This window comes from Streptomyces sp. NPDC003032, assembly GCF_053591415.1.
Map to the genome: position 1 here is coordinate 185,509 of NZ_JBSFTT010000011.1, position 24,643 is coordinate 210,151.

A 24,643-nucleotide genomic window follows, 5' to 3' on the forward strand; every position below is an offset into this window, starting at 1 on the left:
CGCTGCGGCATCCTGCCGCCATGCAGACGGAGTTGAGCAGGAGACTGGGAGTCGAGCACGCCATCTTCGGCTTCACGCCCTTCCCCGCGGTGGCCGCCGCCATCAGCAGGGCGGGCGGGTTCGGGGTGCTCGGAGCGGTGCGCTACACGGCGCCCGACGAACTGGCCAGAGATCTCGACTGGCTGCACGAGCACGTCGACGGCAAGCCGTACGGACTCGATGTCGTCATGCCCGCCAAGAAGGTCGAGGGCGTCACGGAGGCCGATGTCGAGGCGATGATCCCCGAGGGGCACCGGCAGTTCGTCAAGGACACCCTCGCCCGGCACGGCGTACCCGAGCTGGCCGAGGGCGAGGCGTCCGGCTGGCGCATCACCGGCTGGATGGAGCAGGTCGCCCGCGACCAGCTCGACGTCGCCTTCGACTACCCGATCGGACTCCTCGCCAACGCGCTCGGTTCACCCCCGGCCGACGTGATCGAGCGCGCACACGCCGACGACGTCCTCGTCGCCGCCCTCGCCGGCAGCGCCCGGCACGCCCGCAAGCACGCGGACGCCGGGATCGACATCGTCGTCGCCCAGGGGTACGAGGCGGGCGGCCACACCGGTGAGATCGCCTCCATGGTGCTCACCCCCGAAGCCGTCGAGGCCGTCGCGCCGCTGCCGGTGCTCGCCGCCGGGGGCATCGGCAGCGGGGAACAGATCGCGGCCGCGCTCGCGCTCGGCGCCCAGGGCGTCTGGCTCGGCTCCCTCTGGCTCACCACCACCGAGGCCGACCTGCACTCGCCCGCCCTGACGCGGAAACTGCTGGCCGCCGGTTCCGGCGACACGGTCCGCTCCCGGGCCCTGACCGGCAAACCCGCACGCCAGCTGCGTACGCGGTGGACCGACGCCTGGGACGACCCGCAGGGCCCGGGGACGCTGCCGATGCCGCTCCAGGGCCTCCTCGTCGCCGAAGCCGTGTCCCGCATCCAGAAGTACGAGGTCCAGGAGCTGCTCGGCACCCCGGTCGGGCAGATCGTCGGCCGGATGAACAGCGAGCGCACCGTCCAGGCCGTCTTCGACGATCTGACGCGCGGCTTCGAGCGGGCCGTCGACCGCATCAACCGCATCGCGGGAAGGGGAAACCAGTCGTGAGCGCACCCGGGAGCAGGACCGCGAGCACACCCCCCAACGGCTTCTGGGCGCAGGCCACGGCCGACCCCGGCCGCACCGTGCTCGTCACCCCCGGTGGCGAGGAGTGGACGGCGGGGCGACTGCACGGCGCCGCCAACCAGTTGGTGCACGGGCTGCGGGCCGCCGGTCTGGAGCGCGGTGACGCGTTCGCCGTCGTGCTGCCCAACGGCGTGGAGTTCCTCACCGCGTACCTGGCCGCCGCCCAGGCCGGGTTCTACCTCGTCCCCGTCAACCACCACCTGGTCGGCCCCGAGATCGCCTGGATCGTCGCCGACTCCGGCGCCAAGGTGCTGGTCGCCCACGAACGGTTCGCCGACGCGGCCGTGGCGGCGGCCGACGAGGCGGCGCTCCCGGCGACCCACCGCTACGCCGTCGGCGACGTGCCCGGCTTCCGCCCCTACCGCCAACTGCTCGTCGGGCGGCCCGAGTCGGTGCCCGAAGGCCGCACGCTCGGCTGGGTCATGAACTACACCTCCGGTACCACCGGCCGCCCCCGAGGCATCCGCCGCCCGCTCTCCGGCAAGCTCCCCGAGGAGTCCTACCTCGGCGGCTTCCTCGGCATCTTCGGCATCAAGCCCTTCGACGGCAACGTCCACCTCGTCTGCTCGCCGCTCTACCACACCGCCGTGCTCCAGTTCGCGGGCGCCGCCCTGCACATCGGCCACCCGCTGGTCGTGATGGACAAGTGGACGCCCGAGGAGATGCTCCGCCTCATCGACGCGCACAGGTGCACGCACACCCATATGGTGCCGACCCAGTTCCACCGCCTGCTCGCCCTGCCCGACGCGACGAAGGCCGCGTACGACGTGTCCTCGATGCGGCACGCCATCCACGGCGCCGCCCCCTGCCCCGACCATGTGAAGCGGGCGATGATCGAGTGGTGGGGCGAGTGCGTCGAGGAGTACTACGCGGCCAGCGAGGGCGGCGGCGCCTTCGCCACCGCGCAGGACTGGCTGAAGAAGCCGGGAACGGTCGGCAAGGCGTGGCCCATCAGCGAGCTGGCCGTCTTTGACGACGACGGGAACCGTCTGCCGCCCGGCGAGCTGGGCACCGTCTACATGAAGATGTCCACCGGCGGATTCTCGTACCACAAGGACGAGTCGAAGACGCGGAAGAACCGCATCGGCGACTTCTTCACCGTCGGCGACCTCGGCCTCCTCGACGAGGACGGCTATCTCTTCCTGCGCGACCGAAAGATCGACATGATCATCTCGGGCGGGGTGAACGTCTACCCCGCCGAGATCGAATCGGCGCTGCTCACCCACCCGGCGGTCGCCGACGCCGCCGCCTTCGGGATTCCGCACGACGACTGGGGCGAGCAGGTCAAGGCCGTCGTCGAGGTCGCCGAGGGCCGGGCCGCCGACGACGCGCTCGCCGCCGACATCCTCGCCCACTGCGAGCGGCGGCTCGCGGGCTACAAGCGGCCCAAGAGCGTCGACTTCATCGAGACCATGCCCCGCGACCCGAACGGCAAGCTGTACAAGCGGCGGCTGCGCGACCCGTACTGGGAGGGCCGCGAGCGCGCCATGTGACCCGGGGACGGGCGGGCCGGGCCGTGAGGGCCCGGCCCGCTGCCTCAGCGGCGCTCGCGCACCCGCACCACCTTCAGTGCGGGATCGCCGAGAATGTCCTTCTCGCAGAAGCGGGACGTCACCCACCGCTCCTTCGCGTACAGCCGCGTCTGGTCGCTGTAGTGCGGGGAGTTCGGGTTGGAGGACTGCGAGTACGTCAGGAGCGTACGGGCCCGCGGGCAGCGGCCGTCGTTCCAGCCGACCGCCTGGATGTGGCTCGACCCGTGCGCCACCTCGGTGTAACCGGCCTTCGCGTCCCAGGTCGCCTCGATCTTGTTCCAGACGCCGAGGGACTCCGTGCCGCCGTGCACCGGGAGGCGCTCTCCGCCGCGTACGACGTACTGGTTCTCGCCCAGCGGCGCGTCAAGGGCGATCCCGGCCGCCGTCAGCTCCGTCACCGCGTCCGCCAGCGCCGTCGCGAAGCCCGGCGCCGATGTGTCCAGGGTGTTCGGGGTGCGCACCGGGTCGGCCGCCGAGAACGGCACCTTCCACAGCCGCGCGTTCGGCACGGCCGCCGTCAGCTTGCGCCAGAAGCGGTCGAAGAGCAGCGCGCCCCGGCTGCCGGTGTCCATCCTGTGGTCCCAGCGCGCCAGGACCGTGCACGCCTCGCCTACGTCGACGGGCTTGCCGTCACTGCCCGGCGCGGTGGAGCCGGGCAGCGCCGCGCACGCCTTCGCGGTGTCGTCCGCCGCGAGATCCGCCGCGGGCACACGGTTCGCGAACTGCTGGCGTCGCAGATCCGCGACCGTCAGACGGCCCTTCCTCGCCATCGCCGCCACGTCCTCGACGGCGCCGCGCGTCCGCATCGAGCGCTGGGTGCCGATGGTCCCGAAGACCCGCTCGTAGCCGGTGATCGGCCGGTCGGCGTTGGACAGCCAGGCGCTGTCGTTGGAGTTCTCCGCGTACGGGGCGTCCTTGAGGGTCGGCATCCTCGACGGGCCGAAGATGCCCGGCTGCACCGCGTCCTTGTCGGAGCCGAGCGCGCACGCGCCCCGCGAACCGTCGAGCACGGCGACACCCGACGCCGGGTAGGTGACCTTGCCGAGAGCCGTGCTGCAGCGCTGCGCGAGCTCGTCGGTGATGCGGGGAAGCACCTGCGACTGAGTGAGCAGCGAGTGGCCGCGCCGGTCCGCCGCGACGGTGTTCACCCAGGGCAGCCCCTGCGTGTCGCGCAGGGTCTTGAGGATTCCGGCGGTGGAACGCGCCCTGCCGAAGCCGAGGTTGGTGTCACTGCCGCGCAGGTTCACGGCGTTGGGGTCGTTCAGCGCGTACGCCGTCGTCGAGGACCAGGGCAGCGGGAGCTGCGGACCGAGGCCGGTGACGACGGGGCCGTAGCGGGTCCACCACTGGGTGCGGGTCACAGGAGCGCCGCCCTTGACCGGCACCGTGACGGTACGCTTCGTCATCTTGTGCGGCTTGCCGTCCACCAGATACGTGGTCGGCTCCGCCGGGTCCAGCGTGAGCTGGTGCAGGTTCAGGGTGACGCCCGTGGCGACGGTGTGGCTCCACGCCACGTCGGCGTTGAAGCCTATGTTGACCGCGCTGGTGCCGAGCAACGAGGCACCGGACACGTTCAGTTCGCCGGGTATGGTCTGCTGCGACTGCCAGAAGCGGCGCCCGCCGTGCCAGGGGTAGTGCGGGTTGCCGAGCAGTAGCCCCTTGCCGTTCGCGGTGGTCTCGCCGCTGAACGCGACGGCGTTGGAACCCATGTCGGCGTTGTGCGCCGAGAACAGCTCCCGGGCGGCCTCCGCCGAGCGCCGCGGGTCGGCCACACGGTCCTGGTCGGCGGCGCGGTCCTTGCCCGCGGCGCCCGGCGGCCGGGCGGCCGTGATGCCGTCGATGCCGCGCCCCTGCCCGCCGAGCACCTGCACGGCGAAGCCCTGCCGCGCCACGTCCAGGGCGGTGATCGGGCGGACCCAGTCGGCCTTGGCGCAGGCAGGGTCGGTGACGCGGTTCTGCTTCAGCCAGGCGTTGTAGCCCGCGGCGAAGCCGCGCATCAGCTCCTTCGCCCGACGGCTCGGGCCCGCCGGGGCGGGCTGCTTCAGGAGCTTCTCCACGGTGCCCGCGTCCCGTACGCCACCGAAGTAAAGGTCGCTGCTGAGGTTCGTGGACGCCGACGAAAGGGCGGAGCCGGGAGAGGCATCCGGCCCGAAGTGGCGGGACCGCTCGCCGCGTACGGTCACATAGCCGTCCGCGAGCGTGCACACCTGGTCGGCGGCCTGCGCCCACCCGGTGCCGAAGCCGAGGTCCGCGTAGTCCTTGGCGAGGATGTGCGGGATGCCGTACTGGGTGTACCGGACGGTGGCGTGCAGGCCGCCGCCCGAGGGGTGGGCGTCGCGCGGCGCGGCCGCCGCGCCGGCCGGCAGCAGGGCCACGGCGGTCAGCAAGGTGATCCCGGCGGCGGCCAGTCGTCTCGTACGGATACGCATGGTGCCTCCCAACAGCATGGACGGAAGGGGCGGTTGAGCGTACCAAGCGGTATGTCATCTGTGTCGTCCCTTGACCGGGGCGCTGCGGGGGACACAGGATCACGCCATGACGGGTGTACGCGACAGCACGGTCGACGGAGTCCTCAGCCGCAGCGCGCGCCGCACGCCACGGCGCACGGCGCTCCACTACGGCGAGCGGTCCTGGACGTACGAGCGACTCGACGACGCCGTCTCACGCGCGGCCCGGGTGCTGCGCGACCACGGCCTCGCCCCCGGCGACCGGGTCGCCGCCTACGCCCACAACTCCGACGCCTACCTGATCGGCTTCCTCGCCTGCGCGCGGGCGGGCCTGGTCCATGTGCCGGTCAACCAGAACCTGACCGGCGACGACCTGGCGTACATCGTCCGCCAGTCCGGCAGCTCACTCGCCCTCACCGACCCGGACCTGACGGCACGCCTCCCCGCCGGCGTGCCGGCCCTGGCCCTGCGCGACACGGACGACGCGCTCCTCGCGCGGCTCGCCGCGTCATCCGCGTACGACGGGCAGGGCCCCGGCGGCGACGACCTGGCGCAGCTGCTCTACACCTCCGGCACGACCGCACAGCCGAAGGGCGCGATGATGTCGCACCGTGCCCTGGTCCACGAGTACGTGAGCGCGATCACCGCACTGGACCTCAAGGAGAGCGACAGGCCCGTCCACTCGCTGCCGCTCTACCACTCGGCGCAGATGCAGGTCTTCCTCATGCCCTACCTCGCGGTCGGCGCCGAGAACACCGTCCTCGACGCGCCGGACCCCGAGCGGATCTTCGACCTCGTCGAAGCGGGGCGCGCCGACAGCCTCTTCGCGCCGCCGACCGTGTGGATCGGCCTCTCGAACCACCCCGGCTTCGCCGCCCGCGACCTCGGCGCGCTCCGCAAGGCGTACTACGGAGCGTCGATCATGCCGGTGCCGGTCCTGGAACGGCTGCGGGCCGGGCTGCCGGGGCTCGGCTTCTACAACTGCTTCGGGCAGAGCGAGATCGGACCGCTCGCCACCGTCCTCGGGCCCGAGGAGCACGCGGGGCGCATGGACTCCTGCGGGCGGCCCGTCCTGTTCGTCGAGGCGCGCGTCGTCGACGAACAGGGCCGTGAGGTGCCGGACGGCACGCGCGGCGAGGTCGTCTACCGGTCGCCGCAGCTGTGCGACGGCTACTGGGAGAAGCCGGAGGAGACCGCCGAGGCGTTCCGCGACGGGTGGTTCCACTCGGGGGACCTCGCCGTGCGGGACGCGGACGGCTACTTCACCGTCGTGGACCGCGTCAAGGACGTCATCAACTCCGGCGGAGTGCTCGTCGCCTCCCGGCAGGTCGAGGACGCGCTGTACGAGCATGCGGGCGTCGCGGAGGCCGCCGTGATCGGGCTGCCCGACGAGCGCTGGATCGAGGCGGTCACCGCCGTCGTCGTCGTACGTGAGGACGCGGAGCTCGACGAGGCCGGGCTCATCGCCCACGCGCGCGAGAGACTCGCCCCCTTCAAGGCACCCAAGCGGGTCCTCTTCGTGGACGAGCTGCCGCGCAACGCCAGCGGGAAGATCCTCAAGCGGGAGCTGCGGGACCGTTTCGGCGAGGGGTGACGCCCTCAGGGCCGTCCAGGGGCACCACGTGGCTGTGGATACGGAAGCGGCCGACGGCGCTGCTGCCCGACGCGCGCAGATCGACGGCCACGGGGCCGGCGAAGGTGTAACCCTGTTCCGCGGCGTGGCGGCGTACCTGGGCGGCGAGGTGGTAGTCCACCTCGGCCTCGGCCTCGCGGAGTTGCCGGTGGACGGGCGGGGGCAGCTCGACGACGAAGGCGTTGGGCACGACGGTCCGTTCCCGGTCCAGGATCAGCGCGTTCTCGTCGCACTGACGGTGGAGTATGGCCACCACTTCGCACCGCTCCTGGCGGGGCGGAAGCAGCAGCGTCCACAGTGTGTCGGTCCATTTCTCCATGGCGTGTTCGACGGAGCCGATGAGTCCCATCGTCGTCGGGTGCCCGGCCCTCATGCGCGCACACTCACCCAGAGGGGTGCGGTCACAGGGGTGTGCTCGACGGACGTCACCGCTCGCCCGCCGGGTCCGACGCCTGCCACCAGACCGCCAGGTCGTCGATGATCGGCAGCACCGAGTACCCCCTCGGCGTCAGCCGGTAGCGCACGCGCGGCGCGGAGCCCCCGACGTCGTGCACCGTCCGGTCGACGAGCTGCGTGTTCACCAGCTGGCGCAGCGCCCGGTCGAGCGGCTTGTTCTCCAGTAGTCCCGTCGCGCGGGCCAGGTCGTTGTGGCAGCTGGGGCCTCTCGCCGCCAGCTGGAGCAGCACGGCGAATATCCATTTCCCGGAGAGGATCCGTGCGGCCTCGTACGCGTCCTGGAACTTCTGGCGCTCGTCCCGGTGTCCGGGCGGCAGGATGGCCATCGCGTCAATTCCTCCGTCCGTGGTGCCGATGAGTGGACCGGGCCTTCAGGCGGGCGCGGACGATCCCTTGTCGACAGGCACGGGACGGGAAGGCTGTACGGGACCGTCGTCCCGTCCGGGATCAGCCGGGTAGAACTGCTCCGCCCAGCCACGGAACCTCATGATCGGACCGTCGCCCTGGACCGGCCTCGGATGCCTGAGATACGTCTTGTTCCGCCAGATCGGCGCGTCCTGGTCGATGCCCTGCCACGACGGTTTCGCGAACAGCTGGGTGGCCAGCCACGAGGAGTACCCGCTCAGCCGGCTCCCCGGCGAACCGATCCGGGCGCTGACGGTGAAGCGCGTCTCGATGCGGCAGGGATCCAGGGGGGTGGGCATGATCTGGACGAGCGCGGACAGCTTCACCTGCGGCATGTGCGCGCGGACGCACACATAGCCGAGGCCATGCGCTTCGACGTCGAACACGACATCGGAACGGCCGAGCAGCGGAACCATCCGGTGCACGGCGGTACCGATGGTCAGCCGTGGCCCGTCGACGCTGATCGGCTCGGTGATCCGCGCACCCGACGTGCCGTGCACCGCGCCGAAGTGCCCGATGTCGATCGCGTTCTCGACGACTTCCTGAGGGTGGTCGATGATGACCGTCGTGTGCTTGGCGGGCGGTGGGAACCCCTCGGCCCCGGCATCGGCCGCCGGGATCTCCCAGGAGGGAGCGGCGTTCTCGGGGTGGCTCCACACCATGACGACGCCGTTCACCTCCCGGACGGTCCAGTGGCTCAGGCGGAGCTTGGGCGGACGGGTTCCATAGCCCGTCCGCACGCACGTACCGTCGGGGCCGTAGGCGAAGTGGTGGAAGGGGCACACGAGTTCCTCGCCGTCCACCTTCCCGCCGAACCCCAGATGCGCGCCCAGGTGCGGACAGTACGGCTGTATGACACGGAGCCTGCCCTGCCGGGTGCGGTACACCACGAGGTCCTCGCCCTTGAACCGGCGCCGCACCACCCGCCCGGGCGGCACGTCACCGCTGAACGCCACCGCGAACCAGCCATGGGGATAGGGCAGCCTCGGCCTGTTCGCCGATACGGGAGAGGACAGAGTCACATCCGTCTTTTTCCAGCCGAACATAATGGATCGTATCCGTTCGTCGCTCTGGAGAACCGAATGATAAGGCGGCACCCGCGTGCCGGCATACGCATTACAAACGCCCTATCACGGTAAAGAGAGCACGGTCAATGAGATCTGCTTTTCCGGCGGTTCCGATGTGGCCGGAATCGGCCCTGCCGCGAGAGCGGCAAGAATTCACCACCCGTCGATGCCTCGCCGATCACCCACCGCACCCCGGGCAAAGGCAGAAACCACAATTGTCATCCCTTGCCCCGCCCGAGCAGTGGCGCACCCGCTCTCACGGGCCGGAACAAGTCAGCGGACGCGCATCTCCCGCGCCCCATGAATACCAGTCTCCCCTGACATCACGGGACCCATCCCCAAAGGCGGGGAAAAGACATTCTCCCCAATGGACTCACCGATCGACGCACGCTACGGTGCGCGAATGGTCTTCGCCGATGATTCCGTGACCGAATCTTTCGTTCTCCCCGCTCTGACCGCGGGCCGCGCCGCACTGGGTGAGCAGCAGGAGAAGGCGGGCGGCTGGGCCGGCGACTTCGCCACCGGTGGAACGTCCTGGGAATCCGCTGACATTCTCGTGCAGCATGTCCTGGACACGGCCGACAGCGCGCATATCGCTGAGGAACGGACCTGGATCATTTCCCAGCAGAACGACGACGGAGGCTTTCCCCTCTACACGGGCGGCCCGTCGGACCTGTCCGGTACCGTCCTCACGCATGTGGCGCTCCAGCTCGCCGCGTACGAGGAGGACCGGGAGCGGCTCGACCGGGCCGCGCGGTTCGTGCGGACCCACGGCGGCATCGAGGCGGCCGAGCTGGTCCCCACCCGCTTCTGGCTGGCCCTCACCGGGGTGGTGAGCTGGGACGAGATTCCTCCGCTGCCGCCCGAACTGATCCTGCTGCCCTCCTGGTTCCCGGGCACCGTCGAGGACTTCGAACCCCTGGCGCGCGAGCTCGTCGTCGCGGTGGGCATCCTGGGAGTGGTCCGTCCCGTACGCGAACTCCCCATCGACACGGCGCCGTTGCGCCGCGCGGGCACAGCGCCCCGGCCCTCCGCGCTCGCTCTGTCGAAGAAGGCGGCCGGCGCCGCCGCCCTCCGTGTCGCGCACGCCGTCAACCGGACGTCCCCGCAGCCGCTGCGCCGCAAGGCCCTGCACAAGGCGGAACGCTGGCTGCTCGGCAGGCAGGAGCCCGACGGGAGTTGGGGCGGCAGCTGGACGGAGACCTTGGTGTGTGCGCTCGCCCTGTGGTCGCTGGGGTACGGCACCCGGCACCCGGTCGTCCGCGGCGCGCTGGAAGCGTGCGACCGCTACTGCATCCGGGCCGAGGTCCAGGACCGGGGCGAGCCTCGGGGCGAGGTCCAGAGCGAGTGGACACGGCGGGTGCGCATCTTCCCCTGCCCCGTCATGGACACGGCGATCACCCTGCGCGCCCTGGCCGCCGCGGGTGGCCGGGCCGGAGCCGATCCCGTGGTCGACCGCGCGATCGGCTGGCTGATGGAGCACCGCAGCGACTCCACCCACAACGCCGCCCATCCGCCCGCACTGGTCTGGGACTACGAGGGAATCCCGACCGTGAACCCGGACGTGGACGACACCGCCATGGTCATCGCGGCCCTCAACCAGGTGCGCGCGCACCGCACCCCGGAGACGGACACCGCCGTCGCCGAGGGCATCCGCTGGATCCTGGAATGGCAGTCGAACGGCGGCGGCTGGTCCGGATACGGCGTCTACCGCTGGTCCCTCATCGGCAAGCGGGTCCTCACCGGAATGGGTTTCATCGAGCCGCCCTCGCCCTGCGTGACCGCGCACATCGTCGAGATGCTCTGCCTGGAGGGGTACGGCTGGCATCCCAAGGTCCGCCGGGCGCTGCGGTGGCTTCTGAAGCAGCAGGACGCCGACGGGTCGTGGTGCGGCAGGTGGGGCGGCCGGCTCTACGGCACCGCCCAGGTCCTCTTCGCCCTGAAGGAGGCGGGCCTCGGCTCCGGTCACCTCGCCGTGGCGTCGGCGATGGAGTGGATCTATCAGCACCAGAACGACGACGGCGGCTGGGGGGAGGACATCCCCTCCACCTTCGACGCGGCCCGGCGCGCGACGGGCGAGAGCACGGTCGTGCAGACCGCCTGGTGCGTCATCGCCGCCTACACGACCGGCGTCGTGGACGCCGACCGCGTCGAAGCCGCCGTCGACCATCTCGTCAAGCACCAACAGGATGACGGGAGTTGGCTCGACACCCGAGAGTGGATGATCATCATCCCCGACAACGTGTACGCCGTCGACAGCGCCCTCACCAACGCCTACGCCCTGTGGGCTCTTGCCCTGCACGCCGAGCGGAAGGCCCAGGCATGACCGCGGTCGAGACCGCCGAGTACGACACCTGGTCGTCCCTGTGGTGGCAGCCCCGCGGACCGTTCTCCAGCCTGAGGTGGATCGCTCGCGCCCGCGCCGAGCACGTCCCGCCCGCGGCCCGTCCCGGAGCCGTACTGCTCGACATCGCCTGCGGCGGCGGCCTCCTCCACCCGTACATCGCCGACAAGGGATACCGGCACATCGGAGTCGACCTGTCGGCCCGGAGCGCCGAGGTGGCCCTGCGGCACGGGGTCGACGACGTGATCATCGGCGACATCGCGGACATCCCACTGGACGACGGTCACGCGGACGTCGTCGTGGCAGGCCACTGTCTGGAGCACGTCGAGCGGCCTCTCGACGTGGTGGCCGAGTGCTGCCGTCTGCTCAGGCCGGGCGGCACGCTGATCATCGACACCATCGCGGACACGTGGCTGGCACGGACCGCGGTCATCACCCTGGGCGAGAACATCCCCGTCACCTGGGCGGCCCCCAAGGGAACCCACGACCACCGCCTGTTCGTCGACCCCGGGGCGCTGGTGCGGGCCTGCGCCGCGGGCGGCGTACCGGTGGAGGCGTTCGGTCTGGCGCCCGGCGCGCGCGAGCTGCTCTCCTGGGCGGCGGGGCGACGCCACGGTGACGTACGGATGCGGCGGGTCAAGTCGACGAGGATGCTGTACGGAGTGGTCGGCGTGAAGACCGCCGACCCATCCGACCGGACCCATCCGGCCACGGGCGGTCACCCGTCACGAGTCGACCACCCGTCACGAGTCGACCATCCGGTCACGAGCGCCGCTCCGACGCACCACCCCTCGCCGTCTCCTCGGCCCTCCGCTTGACCGCGTCCATGGTCGCGCCGATCCTGCGTGCGATCATGGGCCTGGCCACCACGGGCGGCAGGTGCCACTTCAGAGCGAGGTCCTGACGCAATGACAGTTCCGAGCGCCCGTCCGCCGTCCCGACGACCGTGTACCGCGCGTCGTTCCGCGTCACGAAGTCGCCCTCGATCAAGGACCACCGCATCTCTCGCGCCTCGTGCTCCAGGGCCAGCGTGAGCGCCATGCTCATCCCCATGGAAGTGACCGTCATCCGGGCTTCCTCGGGGCGCCCGAGACCGTCGAGACGCAGCACCTCGACCGACTTGATCTCCGGTTGCCAGTCCGGATAGGCGGCGACATTCCGCAGGGTCGCCAGGACATGGTCGGGCGGGGCGTCGATCGTCACCCGATAGGTCGCGGTCCCGAACTCCGCGTTCTCCACGGCTACTCCGGAAGCAGATGGTCGATCTCGGGCATCAGGCGCCTGGCGACATCGACGAGCGGGGCGACCGCGTCCACCGGCGACTGAAGTTGCCGTACGCCGGTCAGCGCGTGCTCGATGTGCTTCCGTGCCGCCTCGACCGCCCGCTGCCGCGCCCCGCACCGGTCGAGGATCCGCAGCAGCTCGTCGTACCGCCGCGGCCCGAGCGGACGTTGGCCGAGCAGGCCGGCCAGCTCCGTGCGCTCCTCGCGCAGGGCGTGGATCACGGGCAGGGTGTAGACGCCGTTCTCGATGTCCTGGCCCCGCGCCTTCCCGGTCGCTCCGGGCGCGGCCCAGATGTCGAGGACGTCGTCCCAGATCTGGAAGGCCATGCCGAGGCTGTGCCCGAAGGCGGCCATGATCTCCTGGTCGGGCTCGCCCGCCCCGCCCACCGCGGCGCCCACGCGCGAGCACGCGGCCATCAGCGCGGCCGTCTTGCCCGAGATCACGGAGAGGTACGCCTCTTCGGAGCGGTCGAGGTTGTCCACGTCGGCCATCTCCAGCATCTGTCCGAGACAGATGTCCTTGAGCGTGTTGCCGGCCACCCGCATCTCGTGATGCCCGAGCGAGGCGAACGTGGATGTCGCGCAGGCGAGGAGATAGTCACCGGACAGCAGAGCGGCGTCGTCCCCGAACTCGGCGTTGACCGTGGGGTAGCCCCGGCGGGTCGTGGCGCGGTCGCAGAGATCGTCGTGGCAGAGGGTGGCCAGATGCAGGAGTTCCATCCCTGTGGCGGCGGCGACGACCGATTCGGACCGTGCCGCGCCACCATCGAAGATGTAGGACGAGACCAGCGTCAGGACCGGGCGGAACAGCCGCCCCGGACGCTTCAGATAGTGGGTGAACGGGGCCTCCGCCTCACGAACGCCGACCTCGCCGGTCTCGCCGGTCTCGCCGATCTCGTCGACCTCGGCGACGTGCGCCATGGACCGCCGAACGCGTTTGAGATCACGGTCGAGCCGAGCGAACACGAGCCGCTCCGCCGTGGGGGACATGCGCGTCGAATGCACTCGGTTTCTCCGTCCGTTCACCACGCGATGGGGAGTTCCCCGGGACCGCGGAACAACAGATTGCGCTTCCACGTCACGTCCTCCGCGTCGACCGCGAGCCGCAGGCCCGGCAGCCGGTCGAGGAGGCACCCGAGCGCCACCTGGAGCTCCATCCGGGCGAGCGAGGCACCCACGCAGTGGTGTGCGCCCCAGCCGAAGCCGAGATGGCCGGTGATCGGACGGGTGATGTCGAGCCGGTCGGGGTCCTCGAAGACCCGGGGGTCCCGGTTGGCCTCCGACGTGGACGTCAGCACCGGCTGCCCCTCGGCCACGACCTCGTCCCCGAGCTTCACCGGCGCGGCGGCATAGCGTGGAAACGCCGCGGAGACGCTCAGCGGCGTGAACCGCAGCAACTCCTCCACGGCCTGGGGCAGCAACTCGGGCCGCTCCCGCAGCAGGGCCAGCTGACCGGGGTGGGTGAGCAGCAGATGGACGAAGTTGCCGATCTGGTTCGAGGTGGTCTCGTAGCCGGCCACCAGCAGCAGCATGCAGAGGAAGACCAGCTCCTCCTCGGACAGTCGCTCGTCCTCGTCCTGCGCCCGCGCCAGTTCGCCGATCAGGTCGTCGGTGGGCCGGCCCTGCCGCTGTACGACCAGATCGGCCATGTACGTGGTCAGATGGCCGATGTTCTCCATGCGTATCTGATCGCCGTTGCCGGAGAGCAGCTCGTTCATCGCCACGATCCACTGGTGGAACGTGGCGCGGTCGTCGTACGGCACACCCAGCAGGTCGCAGATCACTCCGATCGGCAGCGGCACGGAGTAGCTCTCGACGAGATCGGCGCACGAGCCGGCGGCCAGCATGTCGTCGAGGAGCGAATGGGCCAACGCCTCGGCGGAGGGCCGCTGTCGCTCGGCGCGCCGGGCGCTGAACGCCCCCGCGATGAGCCGCCGGATGCGTGTGTGGTCGGGCGGGTCCATTTCCATGAGGCCCATGGGGATCACTTCGGGCGTGACCCGCGGCTGATCGTGCCCGGCCGGCACCGCTCGGCGGAAGCGCGGATCGCCGAGCACGGTCTTCACGTCCTCGTAGCGCGTGGCCAGCAGGGCCGGTTCCCCGTACGGCATGCGTACCGGGCAGAGCGGCCGGTGGTCCTGCAACCGCCGGTAAAGCGCGTGCAGTTCGAGCCCGTGATACTCCCCGAAAGGATACGGAAGTTCATCCGGGCGCTCGTCCCGCGCGTCAGAGCTCATGAAATTCGACGCTAGCAGAGCGCTCGCACCCGGGATAAGGACAACGGTGTCCCCACCGGACAACGGCGTCTCTGGACAGCCGATCGTGACGGAATTCTAATTCTCTCCGTGGATGCGAATGTGGACGCGAATGCGGATGCGAACGCGGATGCGCATACGGGAGTCGCTCATACAGGAGTCGTGGCGACGGCTCCGGTCGGCGCCGCCCGGGTCCGTGCCTGGATATCCGCGCTCGGCCTGCAGATGACCGTGGTCATCGTCCTGCAGGCCGCGTACGCGCTCGCCCTCGCGCGGTACGTCGGGTCCCTCTCCACGCCCCGCGCCCTGCTGACGCTGGCCCTGTTCGTCCCGGAGAGCATCGGCCGACGGCTGATCAACGACTACGACGACCACCGGCGCGGGGTCGATCGGCCGGACAACGCCCGGCCGGGCAGCGCGCTCGCCCTCGGACTGCCCATGAAGCGGGTCCGCGTGGCGGGCCTGGCCTGCTTCGCGCTCGCCACCTGCGGGTTCATCTACCTGCTGTACACGACGAGCCCGCTGTCGCTCGTGATCATTCCCCTGATCTTCGTGACGCTGCTCTACTCCGGCGGGCCCGCTCCCCTCGGCTACCGGGCGCTCGGCGAGGTCGTCGACTTCGTGCTCGCCGGCTGTCTCGTCGTGGGCAGCGTGGTGTGGGTCAACGCGCACAGCATCACGTTGCCCGTCGTCCTGGGCGCGATGGCGGGCGGGTTCCTGTTCGCCGCGACCATGCTGCACAACAACCTCGCCGACCTCACCGACGATCTGCGGGCGGGAAAACGGACGGTCGCCCATGTGCTCTCCCGGCGCACAGCCAAGATCTTGTACGTGACCCTGCTGACGGCGCCCTACCTGTGCCTGCTCGGCGTGGCTCTGGAATTCGACTCGATTCGCTGTGCGGCACCTCTGCTCAGCCTTCCCTATGCGGCATTCCTCGCCGTATCGGTGGCGCGTTCGAGGTTCGACGACACCATGCCGACGTGGTTCCACATGCCACGCCTGCTCGCCGCCTTCTTCGCCCTCTTCGTACTGGCCACCTGGCTCTGACCGGCCCTCACCGCATTGAGGCGGTAATTGGATGTCTGTTCTGTGCCGCCCGGCGGTGCTGTTCCCCGACTACGAGATCACCCTCAAGGACACCCTGGAAAGCGCCCGCCGGGTCCATGCGGACCACCCTCGCCTCGACGTCGTCCTGCGGCTCATCGAGAACACCGGCGTACAGACGCGCCGTATTCTCCAGCCGCTCGAAGAGACACTGCGGCACCCGGGAGTCGCCGCTCGCACCGAGCTCTACTGGGACGCCGTCCGCACCTATCTGCCCGCGCTCGTCTCCACCGCCCTGGACAACGCCCGGTTGTCGAAGGACGAGATCGACGCCGTGGTGTTCGTGTCGTGCACGGGCTTCAGCATGCCGTCGCCGATCGTGTGGATGATCAACGAACTCGGATTTCCCACCCGCCTGAGCCAACTGCCCGTCGCACAGCTCGGCTGTGCCGCCGGCAGCAGTGCGATCAGCATGTCGGCGCAGTACTGCCGGGCCCATCCGGACCGCAACGCCCTGATGGTCTCCTTCGAGTTGTGCTCACTCTGCTACCAGCCCACCGAATCCGATGTCGGCTCCCTGCTGTCCGCCGGCCTCTTCGGCGACGGATTCGCCGCGGCCGTCATGAAGGGCACCGGAGCCTCCGGAATCAGGATCGAGCTCTCGGCCGCCGAGACCATAGCGAACACCGCCGACTGGATCTCGTACGAGATAAAGGACACGGGCTTCCATTTCCGGCTCGACAGCCGTGTGCGGACGACCATGCGCTCGGTCACGCCGGGCATCCGGCAATTGCTGACGGAAGCCGAATGGAGCAACCAGGATCTCGACTTCGTCATCGCGCACGCCGGTGGTCCGCGCATCCTCGACGACCTGACCACCTATCTGGACATCGACCCGTCGCATCACCGGTTCAGCCGCGCCGCCCTCGGCGAGCACGGCAACACCGCGAGCACCCTCATCTTCGATTCCCTGGCGCGCCTCTACGCGAGTGACGTCGCCGGCACCACGGGAGCACGCGGACTCATCGCCGGTTTCGGTCCCGGTATCAGCGCCGACTTCTCCCTGGGTGTATTCCAATGACAGTCATCCTCATCACCGGTTGCTCCTCCGGAATCGGGCGGTCCGTCGCACTGGCGGCCGTCCGCCGCGGATTCACGACGATCGCGACATCACGCGATGTCGCGGCGCTGGAACCGCTCGCCGAAGCGGGATGTGCCGTCCGGCGGCTCGATGTGACGGACGACAGTGCGCGCCGGCAGGTGGTGAAGGAGGTGACCGAGGCGTACGGGACGGTCGACGCGCTCGTCAACAACGCCGGCTACGGGGAGCTAGGCCCGTGCGAAGAGGTGCCTCTCGACCGCTGGGACCTCCAGTTCCAGACCAATGTCTTCGGCCCGGTCGGCCTCATCCAGCTCGTCCTGCCCGGCATGCGCGCACGCGGCGACGGCCGCATCGTCAACGTCAGTTCCATGGCGGGCGAACTCGTGCTCCCGGTGGGCGCGGCGTACCACGGCAGCAAGTACGCGCTGGAGGCGGCGACGGAGGTGCTCAGACTGGAAGTCGCCCGGTTCGGGATCGGCGTCTCGGTGGTGCAGCCGGGCGCCGTGAACACGCGCTGGGGCGAGAACGTCCCCGAACTGAGCCGGTACGCCTCCGGGCCCTACGGCGACGTCGTCACCGAGATGGACCGGCAGATGGCCGAGCGTCTGCCCCGCGGTGTGTCCCCCGACCGCGTCGCCGAGGTGGTGCTGCGCGCCGTGACGGCCCGGCGCCCCCGCGCACGCTATCGGGTGGGCACCGACGCCCACGTGCTGCTGCCCCTGCGCAGACTGCTTCCCCATGCGGTCTGGGCGCGGTGCGTGCACACGAAGTTCCCGTCCCTGCGACGCGCCGAAGGAGCCTGATGGGTATCAGTGCGCCAACTCTCGTGGCGGGCGCCGGGGTTCCGCTCTCCGCGGCCGGCCTGGCGGCGGCCTTCCGCGGACCGGAACACGCGCACTGGCGCAGTCTCGCCCTCGCGCACGGTTCCCTGGGCCTCGCGGCTCTGCTGTCCGACCGTTCGCTTCGCAGATGCGCGCTGTCACGACGGGACGCCGCCGTCGCACTGCCGGTCGGCCTCGGCCTCTTCGCCGTGGGCTCCTTCATGGACGTCCGAGCGCGTCGCGCCGTGCCCCGGCTCGACGAGGACGCGAAGGCCCTCGACGCGGTGGCGGCCACGGCCGGTCCGGCCCGGATGTGTGCCTGTCTGGTGCTGGCCATCGCCCCGGGCGAGGAGCTGTTCTGGCGCGGGCTGCTCCAAGGCAGGCTCGCACGGCGGCACGGGGCTGTCGGCGCGGCGGTCCTGACGAGCGTGCTGTACGGCGCCGCCCATGTGGCGACCGGCAATTCCGCGGTGACCGCCGCCGCCGTCTGCACGGGCGCCAGCCTGTCGTTGCTGCGCGCGAACGGAGCGAGCGTCGAACGCCTCGCTCTCGCCCACGCCGCCTGGGTCGTACCGACACTGCTGCGGGAGCGGCTCCGCGGCGCCCCCGAGCCCGGAAAGGGAGCGACAGGGATGACGACGCAAGGAACGGGGCGACGGGTCTCTCGTTGGAGCAGGCTCGTACAGCTCGCGAACAACGCCGCGCACACCAAGCTGTACGAGAGGTCACACGGACGCCTGGGCACCCGGATGCTGGGACAGCAGGTCGGCATCCTCACCACCACCAGGCGGCGGAACGGGCAGCCCCACTCCGTCCCCTTGTTCACGTACCGGGACGGCGACGATGTGATCGTCGTCGCCTCCTACCGAGGCTCGGCCGAGCACCCGGCCTGGTTCCGCAACCTCGCGACGAACCCGGACGCGGTCATCCGGATCGGCGACCGCTCGTGGCCCGTGCGGGCGACCGTCCTGACCGGTGCGGAGAGGGGTGCGTGGTGGGAGCGCGTCGTGGCGGACTTCAAGGGGTACGCCGACTATCAGCGCAGGACGAGCCGGGAGATTCCCGTGGTGCGTCTGACGTCCCGTCCCGCCTGAAGGCCCCGGCGACATGACCGTGGAGCGCGGGAGCCCGGCCCACCGGGGACAGGCGCTGTACACGCGCGGGTTCCTGCGGGCGTACGACTGCCTCGTCTACGGCATCAACTCCCCGCTCACCTGGCGCTGCCCGAAGAGCCGGATCGTCGAGCTGTACGACCGGCACGTCTCGGCACACCACCTCGACATCGGCGTCGCCACCGGCCTGCTGCTCGACGAGTGCCGGTTCCCGACGCCGACGCCGGACCTGACCCTGATGGACCTCAACCCGCACTCGCTCACGACCGCGGCGCACCGCCTGCGCCGCCACGCGCCGCGCCTTCACCGGGCCGACGTGCTCGGACCGTGGGGGCTGCCGCCGGACTCGGTGGACTCTATCGGCATGTGCTACCTGCTGCACTGTCTGCCGGGCTCGCTCCCGGAGAAGGCCGTCGTCTTCGAGGAGGCCCGCGCGGTCCTGAGGCCGGGCGGCGTGCTGTTCGGCTCGACCATCCTCGCCCGGGGCGTCGACCACACCCCCCTCGCCGGACTCCAGCTCGCGGCAGCCAACTGGCGCGGTTTCATGTGCAACCGCCAGGACCGCCTCGACGACCTCCAGGCGGCACTGACCCGCACGTTCGCCTGCCACGAGGTGACGGTGGTGGGCTCGGTGGCCCTGTTCCACGCACGAAGGCAGGTGTAACGAACCACACCGCGGCCGACGGCTCAGCGGCGTTCGAAGTCGGTGCGGCCGAGCATGTTGAACCGGCTGACGCGACCGGGCGCCTGTCGAGAGGCGCACTGGGGGACGAGGTCGGCCAGGTGGCTGCCGTTGTCGGCGAACGAGAGCCGCGCGCGCCAGTCGTCCTTCGCGTACTCGATCACCTGGAACGTGAAGGAGCGTGTCGCTCCGCTCCGTGCGGCGAGGGTGGCCGTGCCGTTCTTCCTGAACGTGAAGGTGCCCCCTTTCGTGGCGTGCTTGTACGTTCCGGCCCAGGCGGCCCTGTCACTCCCGCACCCCGCGGGTTTCGGACCCTGAGCCCGCTCCCCGGCGGCGGCCGGCACCGCGGCAGTGAACGCCGCGAGAGTCGAGAGAACAGCGCAGACACATACGAGAGAGCGACGCATGACAGTTTCCTCCGAGGTGAAGCCGACGGGGTTGACGAAGGAGGCCGCCGACGGCAAGACAGGCTACTACTTACCGTGAGTGAGTCGTCACTTCACGTGACACGCCTCTCGGAGGTGCTGCCGCCCGCTCCTACTCCCGCAAATCCACGATCCGCTTGAACTTGCCCACCGACCGCTCCAGCGTCTCCGGGTCCACGATGTCGACGCCGACCGAGACGCCGATGCCGTCCTTCACCGCCGCCGCGATCTCCCGGGCCGCCGCCGCGCGCCGCTCGGGCGGCGTGTCCGCGCGCGCCTCGGCCCGCACCGTCAGGGCGTCCATGCGTCCCTCGCGCGTCAGGCGCAGCTGGAAGTGCGGGGCGACGCCCGTCGTGCGCAGCACGATCTCCTCGATCTGCGTGGGGAAGAGATTGACCCCGCGCAGGATCACCATGTCGTCGCTGCGGCCCGTCACCTTCTCCATCCGCCGGAAGACGCGCGCGGTGCCGGGCAGCAGCCGCGTCAGATCCCGCGTCCGGTAGCGGACCACGGGCATGGCCTCCTTGGTGAGCGAGGTGAACACCAGCTCGCCGCGCTCCCCGTCGGGCAGCACCTCACCCGTGATCGGATCGACGACCTCGGGATAGAAGTGGTCCTCCCAGATGTGCAGCCCGTCCTTGGTCTCCACGCACTCCTGCGCGACGCCGGGGCCGATCACCTCGGAGAGCCCGTATATGTCGACGGCGTCGATCGCGAAACGCTCCTCGATCTCGCGCCGCATCTCCTGCGTCCACGGCTCCGCGCCGAAGATGCCGACCCGCAGGGACGTCGTACGGGGATCGACGCCCTGTCGCTCGAACTCCTCCAGGAGCGTGAGCATGTACGACGGGGTCATCATGATGATCTCGGGGCGGAAGTCCTGGATCAGGCGCACCTGACGCGCGGTCATCCCGCCGGACGCGGGGATCACCGTACAGCCGAGCCGCTCGGCGCCGTAGTGCGCGCCGAGGCCGCCGGTGAACAGGCCGTAGCCGTACGCCACATGGACCTTGTCACCGGGCCTGCCGCCCGCCGCGCGGATCGAGCGCGCCACCACGTCCGCCCACATGGACAGGTCCCGCTCGGTGTACCCGACGACCGTCGGAAGCCCGGTCGTGCCGCTGGAGGCGTGCAGCCGGCGCACCTCGGACTGCTCCACCGCGAACATTCCGAACGGGTAGTTGGCCCGCAGATCGTCCTTGGTGGTGAGGGGGAACCGCGCCAGATCGGCGAGCGAACGGCAGTCGTCGGGGCGCAGGCCCGCCTTGTCGAACGCCGCCCGGTAGAACGGGACGTTCTCGTACGCGTGCAGCAGCGTGTCCTGAAGGCGTTCCAATTGCAGCGCCCCCAGCTCCCCTGGGCCGAGCCGTTCCGCCTCGTCCAGCTGTAGCGGCATACGCGCCATAAGGGCTTCTCCCGTCCTGAACGGGCGACCGGTCATTCGGTCGTCGATCTTCCGTCGAGGTCAGTAATCCAGGCAGGGCGGTGGGCGTCAAGAGATCGCGCACCACCGCTTCGAGCTGGTGGAGCATGGGCAACAGCGTTGCCTGAAGGGCGCCGGGATGTGATGATCCCCGGCATGCCGGTATTCAGCGCGTACGACGGAACCCAGCTGGCCTATCACGAGAAGGGTGAGGGCGAGCCGCTGCTCTGCCTGCCCGGCGGCCCCATGCGGGCCTCCGTCTATCTGGGGGATCTCGGAGGGCTCACGGCGCACCGTCGCCTCATCCTGCTCGACCTGCGTGGCACGGGCGACTCGGCGGTGCCGGACGACCCCTCGACGTACCGCTGCGACCGGCAGACCGACGACGTCGAGGCGCTGCGCGAGCACCTCGGTCTCGACCGGGTCGACGTGCTCGGGCACTCCGCCGGCGGCGACCTCGCCACGCTGTACGCGGCCCGCCACCCCAAGCGGATCCGCACCCTGGTCCTCGTCACCCCGGCCACGCTGGCCGTAGGCGGCGCCGCCACCGACGAGGACCGCCGCGAGGCGGCCGCGCTCCGCAAGGACGAGCCCTGGTACCCGGCGGCCGAGACCGCGCTGCGCGAGATCGCCCAGGGCCGCGCCCCCGCGGCGGGCTGGGAGGCCATCGCGCCGCTCACCTACGGCCGTTGGGACGCCGCGGCCCAGGCGCACCGGGCCCAGAGCGCGGCCCAGAAGAACGCGGCGGCGTCCGAGGCGTACTACGGCGAGGCCATCTTCGACCCGCCCGCGACCCGCGCCGCCCTCGCCGCCGTGAGCGCGCCGGTGCTCGTGCTCGCGGGCGCCTACGACGGCGGACCGAGCCCCGCCCGCGCCGAGGAGCTGGCCGCGCACTTCCCCGCCGGTGTGTGCCAAGTGCAGCCCGGCGGCGGGCACTTCCCCTGGCTGGACGACCCTGAGTGGTTCACGCGGCGGGTGGCGGGGTTCCTCGCGCAGGACTGAGCGGTGCCCTGTCCGCCCGCGGCAGGCGGGACTCCACGCACACGGCCCAGGAGGACACATCTCGTGCAGCTGATCTCGACCGCGGGCCGCTTGCTGGCTGTTGGCGCCGTGGCCGCCGCCCTGTTCACGGGCAGCGCCGCGGCGGTGGCCGCGCCCGCGCAGCGGACCGCCCCCGCTGCCACCGCCGCGTCCACGGGTCCGTACGCCCCACTGCGCCCACTCGCCGATCTGTCGGCCCAGCGCCTCGCCACCGCCGACCTCGTCGCCGCCGCCAAATACGGCACGGGCGGCCCCATCGACGATCCTGTCCGCGAGAAGCAGGTCTTGGACGCGGTGGCCCAAGAGGCACGGGAGATCGGCGGCGACCCCGAGGCGACGGTGCGCATCTTCCGGGACCAGATCGAGGCCAACAAGATGGTGCAGCGAGGGCTGTTCCGGCGCTGGGACGCCGACCCGTCCCAGGTCCCCAAGGAGCGGCCCGACCTCGCCGAGGTCCGCGAGAAGATCAACCGCGTAAACGGCCGGCTGGTCCGGGGCATCGCCGCTTCAGTGGGCGCGCGGACCGCGCCGTACTGCGGCGGAGCCCTGACCGCGGCCGCCGCACACGTCCGGCGCGCCGACCGGCTCGACGCCCTGCACACGCTTGCCCTCGGGCGGGCTCTGCGGTCCGTCTGCGCGGCATAAGCCGCCGGTACGGCTACCCTCCCGCCGCCACCGCCTTCGCCCACCGGTAGTCCGCCTTGCCGCTCGGTGAGCGCTGGATGTGGTCCGTGAAGACCACCGCGCGCGGAACCTTGTATCCGGCGAGCAGCGCACGGCAGTGAAGCTGGACCGCGTCCAGGTCCAACGACGGTGCGCCCGCGCGGAGTTGGACGACCGCGGCGACCCTGGAGCCCCACCGCTCGTCGGGCACTCCGGCGACCAGCGCGTCGTACACGTCCGGATGCGACTTGAGGGCCTGCTCCACCTCCTCCGGATACACCTTCTCGCCGCCGGTGTTGATGCACTGCGAGCCGCGGCCGAGGACGGTGACGATGCCGTTCTCGTCGACCGTCGCCATGTCACCGAGAAGCACCCAGCGTTCGTCGCCCTTCTGGAAGAAGGTCTCGGCGGTCTTCGCCGGGTCGTTGTAGTAGCCGAGCGGCACGTGGCCGCGTTGTGCGAGACGGCCCGGCTCGCCCACCGGGACCGGCTCGTGGGTGGCCGGGTCCACCACGCGCGTACGGTCGTTGACCTCCAGGCGGAAGCCCTTCTCCGGGCCTGAGTCGTCCGTGGCCCTGCCGTTGGAGCCGGACTCGGAGGAGCCGAAGTTGTTCAGGAGCAGCACGTCCGGCACCAGCTCCTGGAACTGGGCGCGGACCGTCTCCGACATGATCGCCCCGGACGAGGAGACGCTGAACAGCGACGACAGGTCGGTGCCCTTGAGCGGGCCGCGCAGGGCGTCGATGAGCGGCCTGAGCATCGCGTCGCCCACGAGGGACACGCTCGACACCTTCTCCCGCGCGATGGTGCGGAGCACCTCTTCGGGTACGTACTTGCGGTGGAGGGCCACCCGCTGGCCGTAGTTGAAGGCGATGAACGACGTCAGCGTCGACGTGCCGTGCATCAGCGGGGGAGTGGGGAAGAAGGTGAGGCCGGGACCGCCGGCGGCGACGCGCTCGGCCAGCTCCTCGGGCCGCTTCACCGGCTCGCCCGTCGGCTCGCCGCCGAAGAGCCCCGCGAAGAACAGGTCCTCCTGGCGCCACATGACACCCTTGGGCATGCCGGTCGTACCGCCGGTGTAGATGATGAACAGGTCGTCCGCGGAGCGCGGCGCGAATCCCCGGCCCGGCGAGCCCGCCGCCTCCGCGTCGGTGAACGCCACGACGTCCATGGCGTCGAGCGCCGGTGCGACGGCGGGCGGCGTGCCCACCCGGATCAGGTGTCGCAGCCTCTCCGTGCGCGGCAGCGTCGCCGCGACCCGCTCGGTGAACTCGGCGTCGAAGACGAGCGCCGCGAGATCCGCGTCGCGGTAGAGGTAGACCAACTCCTCCTCGACGTAACGGTAGTTGACGTTGACCGGCACGATCCGCGCCTTGAGGCAGGCAAGGACCGTCTGGAGGTACTCGACGCCGTTGTACAGATGCAGTCCCAGATGCTCGCCCGGCTTCAGGCCGCTGTCGATCAGGTGGTGTGCGACGCGGTTGGCCGCCGTGTCCAGCTCGGCGTAGGTCAGCCGGCGCTCCGCACCCGTGCCGGGGTGGTCGATGTAGACGAGCGCCTCACGGTCGGGGACCACGTCGACGACCGACTCGAACAGGTCGGCAAGGTTGTACTCCACCGCACTCCTCCTGACCCCGGCACCCACTCCGACGTCCCGTCCGACGTCTGGCTTGGCGGTCATCAGAGCAGAGGCT

22 protein-coding genes are annotated in these 24,643 nt (G+C 70.7%); 12 read left to right on the forward strand and 10 right to left on the reverse strand.

Annotation, left to right across the window (positions count from 1 at the left end):
• The first annotated feature begins 20 nt into the window (after nucleotides 1–20).
• On the forward strand, nucleotides 21–1,133 hold the full coding sequence (locus ACWDZ7_RS18050) for an NAD(P)H-dependent flavin oxidoreductase (protein WP_451797973.1): 1,113 nt from the start codon (nucleotides 21–23) through the stop codon (nucleotides 1,131–1,133).
• Complete coding sequence (locus ACWDZ7_RS18055; protein ID WP_451797974.1) at nucleotides 1,130–2,704, forward strand: acyl-CoA synthetase; 1,575 nt, start codon at nucleotides 1,130–1,132, stop codon at nucleotides 2,702–2,704. Before ACWDZ7_RS18050 ends, ACWDZ7_RS18055 begins: the two co-directional genes overlap by 4 nt.
• Before the next feature lie 44 nt (nucleotides 2,705–2,748).
• Here ACWDZ7_RS18055 and ACWDZ7_RS18060 read toward each other — a convergent pair whose 3' ends face one another.
• Nucleotides 2,749–5,172, reverse strand: coding sequence for a penicillin acylase family protein (locus ACWDZ7_RS18060; RefSeq protein WP_451797975.1), 2,424 nt, complete (start codon nucleotides 5,170–5,172; stop codon nucleotides 2,749–2,751).
• 106 nt (nucleotides 5,173–5,278) lie between these two features.
• Here ACWDZ7_RS18060 and ACWDZ7_RS18065 point away from each other — a divergent pair, with 106 nt between their 5' ends.
• The gene (locus ACWDZ7_RS18065; protein ID WP_451797976.1) at nucleotides 5,279–6,784 is read left to right on the forward strand and encodes an acyl-CoA synthetase; all 1,506 of its coding nucleotides are present in this window, start codon (nucleotides 5,279–5,281) and stop codon (nucleotides 6,782–6,784) included.
• Here ACWDZ7_RS18065 and ACWDZ7_RS18070 read toward each other — a convergent pair.
• Genes ACWDZ7_RS18070 through ACWDZ7_RS18080 form a run of 3 tightly spaced genes read right to left on the reverse strand, consistent with a single transcriptional unit; the run spans nucleotide 6,747 to nucleotide 8,706 of the window.
• Nucleotides 6,747–7,196: an FhaA domain-containing protein gene (locus tag ACWDZ7_RS18070; RefSeq protein ID WP_451797978.1), complete on the reverse strand. Its 450-nt coding sequence runs from the start codon at nucleotides 7,194–7,196 to the stop codon at nucleotides 6,747–6,749. The genes ACWDZ7_RS18065 and ACWDZ7_RS18070 overlap by 38 nt on opposite strands.
• A gap of 52 nt (nucleotides 7,197–7,248) precedes the next feature.
• Entirely contained in the window at nucleotides 7,249–7,605 is a 357-nt protein-coding gene (locus ACWDZ7_RS18075) for a winged helix-turn-helix transcriptional regulator (RefSeq protein ID WP_451797980.1), read from the reverse strand.
• 45 nt (nucleotides 7,606–7,650) lie between these two features.
• On the reverse strand, nucleotides 7,651–8,706 hold the full coding sequence (locus ACWDZ7_RS18080; RefSeq protein ID WP_451797981.1) for an aromatic ring-hydroxylating oxygenase subunit alpha: 1,056 nt from the start codon (nucleotides 8,704–8,706) through the stop codon (nucleotides 7,651–7,653).
• Nucleotides 8,707–9,175: 469 nt separating this feature from the next.
• Between ACWDZ7_RS18080 and ACWDZ7_RS18085 the strand changes: the two genes are divergently transcribed.
• Together ACWDZ7_RS18085 and ACWDZ7_RS18090 are read left to right on the forward strand one after the other, a co-directional pair.
• Entirely contained in the window at nucleotides 9,176–11,077 is a 1,902-nt protein-coding gene (locus tag ACWDZ7_RS18085; RefSeq protein WP_451797983.1) for a prenyltransferase/squalene oxidase repeat-containing protein, read from the forward strand.
• A complete protein-coding gene (locus ACWDZ7_RS18090) occupies nucleotides 11,074–11,913 on the forward strand; it encodes a methyltransferase domain-containing protein (protein ID WP_451797985.1) in 840 nt (279 codons plus the stop codon). The genes ACWDZ7_RS18085 and ACWDZ7_RS18090 overlap by 4 nt, the downstream gene beginning before the upstream one ends.
• Here ACWDZ7_RS18090 and ACWDZ7_RS18095 read toward each other — a convergent pair.
• The 3 genes from ACWDZ7_RS18095 to ACWDZ7_RS18105 are packed head-to-tail and all read right to left on the reverse strand — an operon-like array spanning nucleotide 11,858 to nucleotide 14,615.
• A complete protein-coding gene (locus tag ACWDZ7_RS18095) occupies nucleotides 11,858–12,334 on the reverse strand; it encodes an SRPBCC family protein (protein WP_451797987.1) in 477 nt (158 codons plus the stop codon). The genes ACWDZ7_RS18090 and ACWDZ7_RS18095 overlap by 56 nt on opposite strands.
• A 2-nt stretch (nucleotides 12,335–12,336) precedes the next feature.
• Nucleotides 12,337–13,368 (reverse strand): polyprenyl synthetase family protein, encoded by a 1,032-nt coding sequence (locus tag ACWDZ7_RS18100; protein ID WP_451797989.1) that lies wholly within the window; start codon nucleotides 13,366–13,368, stop codon nucleotides 12,337–12,339.
• Nucleotides 13,369–13,400: 32 nt separating this feature from the next.
• Nucleotides 13,401–14,615: a cytochrome P450 gene (locus ACWDZ7_RS18105; RefSeq protein ID WP_451797991.1), complete on the reverse strand. Its 1,215-nt coding sequence runs from the start codon at nucleotides 14,613–14,615 to the stop codon at nucleotides 13,401–13,403.
• Between the two features lie 180 nt (nucleotides 14,616–14,795).
• On the opposite strand from ACWDZ7_RS18105, the gene ACWDZ7_RS18110 reads away from it, so the two are divergent.
• Genes ACWDZ7_RS18110 through ACWDZ7_RS18130 form a run of 5 tightly spaced genes read left to right on the forward strand, consistent with a single transcriptional unit; the run spans nucleotide 14,796 to nucleotide 19,379 of the window.
• On the forward strand, nucleotides 14,796–15,683 hold the full coding sequence (locus ACWDZ7_RS18110; protein WP_451797992.1) for a UbiA family prenyltransferase: 888 nt from the start codon (nucleotides 14,796–14,798) through the stop codon (nucleotides 15,681–15,683).
• A gap of 31 nt (nucleotides 15,684–15,714) precedes the next feature.
• Nucleotides 15,715–16,761, forward strand: coding sequence for a type III polyketide synthase (locus tag ACWDZ7_RS18115; RefSeq protein WP_451797994.1), 1,047 nt, complete (start codon nucleotides 15,715–15,717; stop codon nucleotides 16,759–16,761).
• Nucleotides 16,758–17,585, forward strand: a complete 828-nt coding sequence (locus tag ACWDZ7_RS18120; protein ID WP_451797996.1) for an SDR family oxidoreductase — start codon at nucleotides 16,758–16,760, stop codon at nucleotides 17,583–17,585. The genes ACWDZ7_RS18115 and ACWDZ7_RS18120 overlap by 4 nt, the downstream gene beginning before the upstream one ends.
• The gene (locus ACWDZ7_RS18125; RefSeq protein ID WP_451797998.1) at nucleotides 17,585–18,697 is read left to right on the forward strand and encodes a nitroreductase/quinone reductase family protein; all 1,113 of its coding nucleotides are present in this window, start codon (nucleotides 17,585–17,587) and stop codon (nucleotides 18,695–18,697) included. The genes ACWDZ7_RS18120 and ACWDZ7_RS18125 overlap by 1 nt, the downstream gene beginning before the upstream one ends.
• A gap of 13 nt (nucleotides 18,698–18,710) precedes the next feature.
• Entirely contained in the window at nucleotides 18,711–19,379 is a 669-nt protein-coding gene (locus ACWDZ7_RS18130) for a class I SAM-dependent methyltransferase (RefSeq protein ID WP_451797999.1), read from the forward strand.
• Nucleotides 19,380–19,402: 23 nt separating this feature from the next.
• On the opposite strand, the gene ACWDZ7_RS18135 is transcribed toward ACWDZ7_RS18130, so the two are convergent.
• Nucleotides 19,403–19,804, reverse strand: coding sequence for a hypothetical protein (locus ACWDZ7_RS18135; protein ID WP_451798000.1), 402 nt, complete (start codon nucleotides 19,802–19,804; stop codon nucleotides 19,403–19,405).
• A 130-nt stretch (nucleotides 19,805–19,934) separates the two neighbouring features.
• Nucleotides 19,935–21,218 carry a phenylacetate--CoA ligase PaaK gene (paaK, locus tag ACWDZ7_RS18140; RefSeq protein ID WP_451798112.1) on the reverse strand — a complete coding sequence of 428 codons (1,284 nt, stop codon included), beginning with the start codon at nucleotides 21,216–21,218 and terminating at the stop codon, nucleotides 19,935–19,937.
• 183 nt (nucleotides 21,219–21,401) lie between these two features.
• On the opposite strand from paaK, the gene ACWDZ7_RS18145 reads away from it, so the two are divergent.
• Nucleotides 21,402–22,247: an alpha/beta fold hydrolase gene (locus tag ACWDZ7_RS18145; protein ID WP_451798001.1), complete on the forward strand. Its 846-nt coding sequence runs from the start codon at nucleotides 21,402–21,404 to the stop codon at nucleotides 22,245–22,247.
• A gap of 63 nt (nucleotides 22,248–22,310) precedes the next feature.
• On the forward strand, nucleotides 22,311–22,931 hold the full coding sequence (locus tag ACWDZ7_RS18150) for a chorismate mutase (protein WP_451798003.1): 621 nt from the start codon (nucleotides 22,311–22,313) through the stop codon (nucleotides 22,929–22,931).
• Between the two features lie 13 nt (nucleotides 22,932–22,944).
• Here ACWDZ7_RS18150 and ACWDZ7_RS18155 read toward each other — a convergent pair whose 3' ends face one another.
• Nucleotides 22,945–24,567, reverse strand: a complete 1,623-nt coding sequence (locus tag ACWDZ7_RS18155) for an acyl-CoA synthetase (protein ID WP_451798005.1) — start codon at nucleotides 24,565–24,567, stop codon at nucleotides 22,945–22,947.
• Nucleotides 24,568–24,643 lie beyond the last annotated feature (76 nt).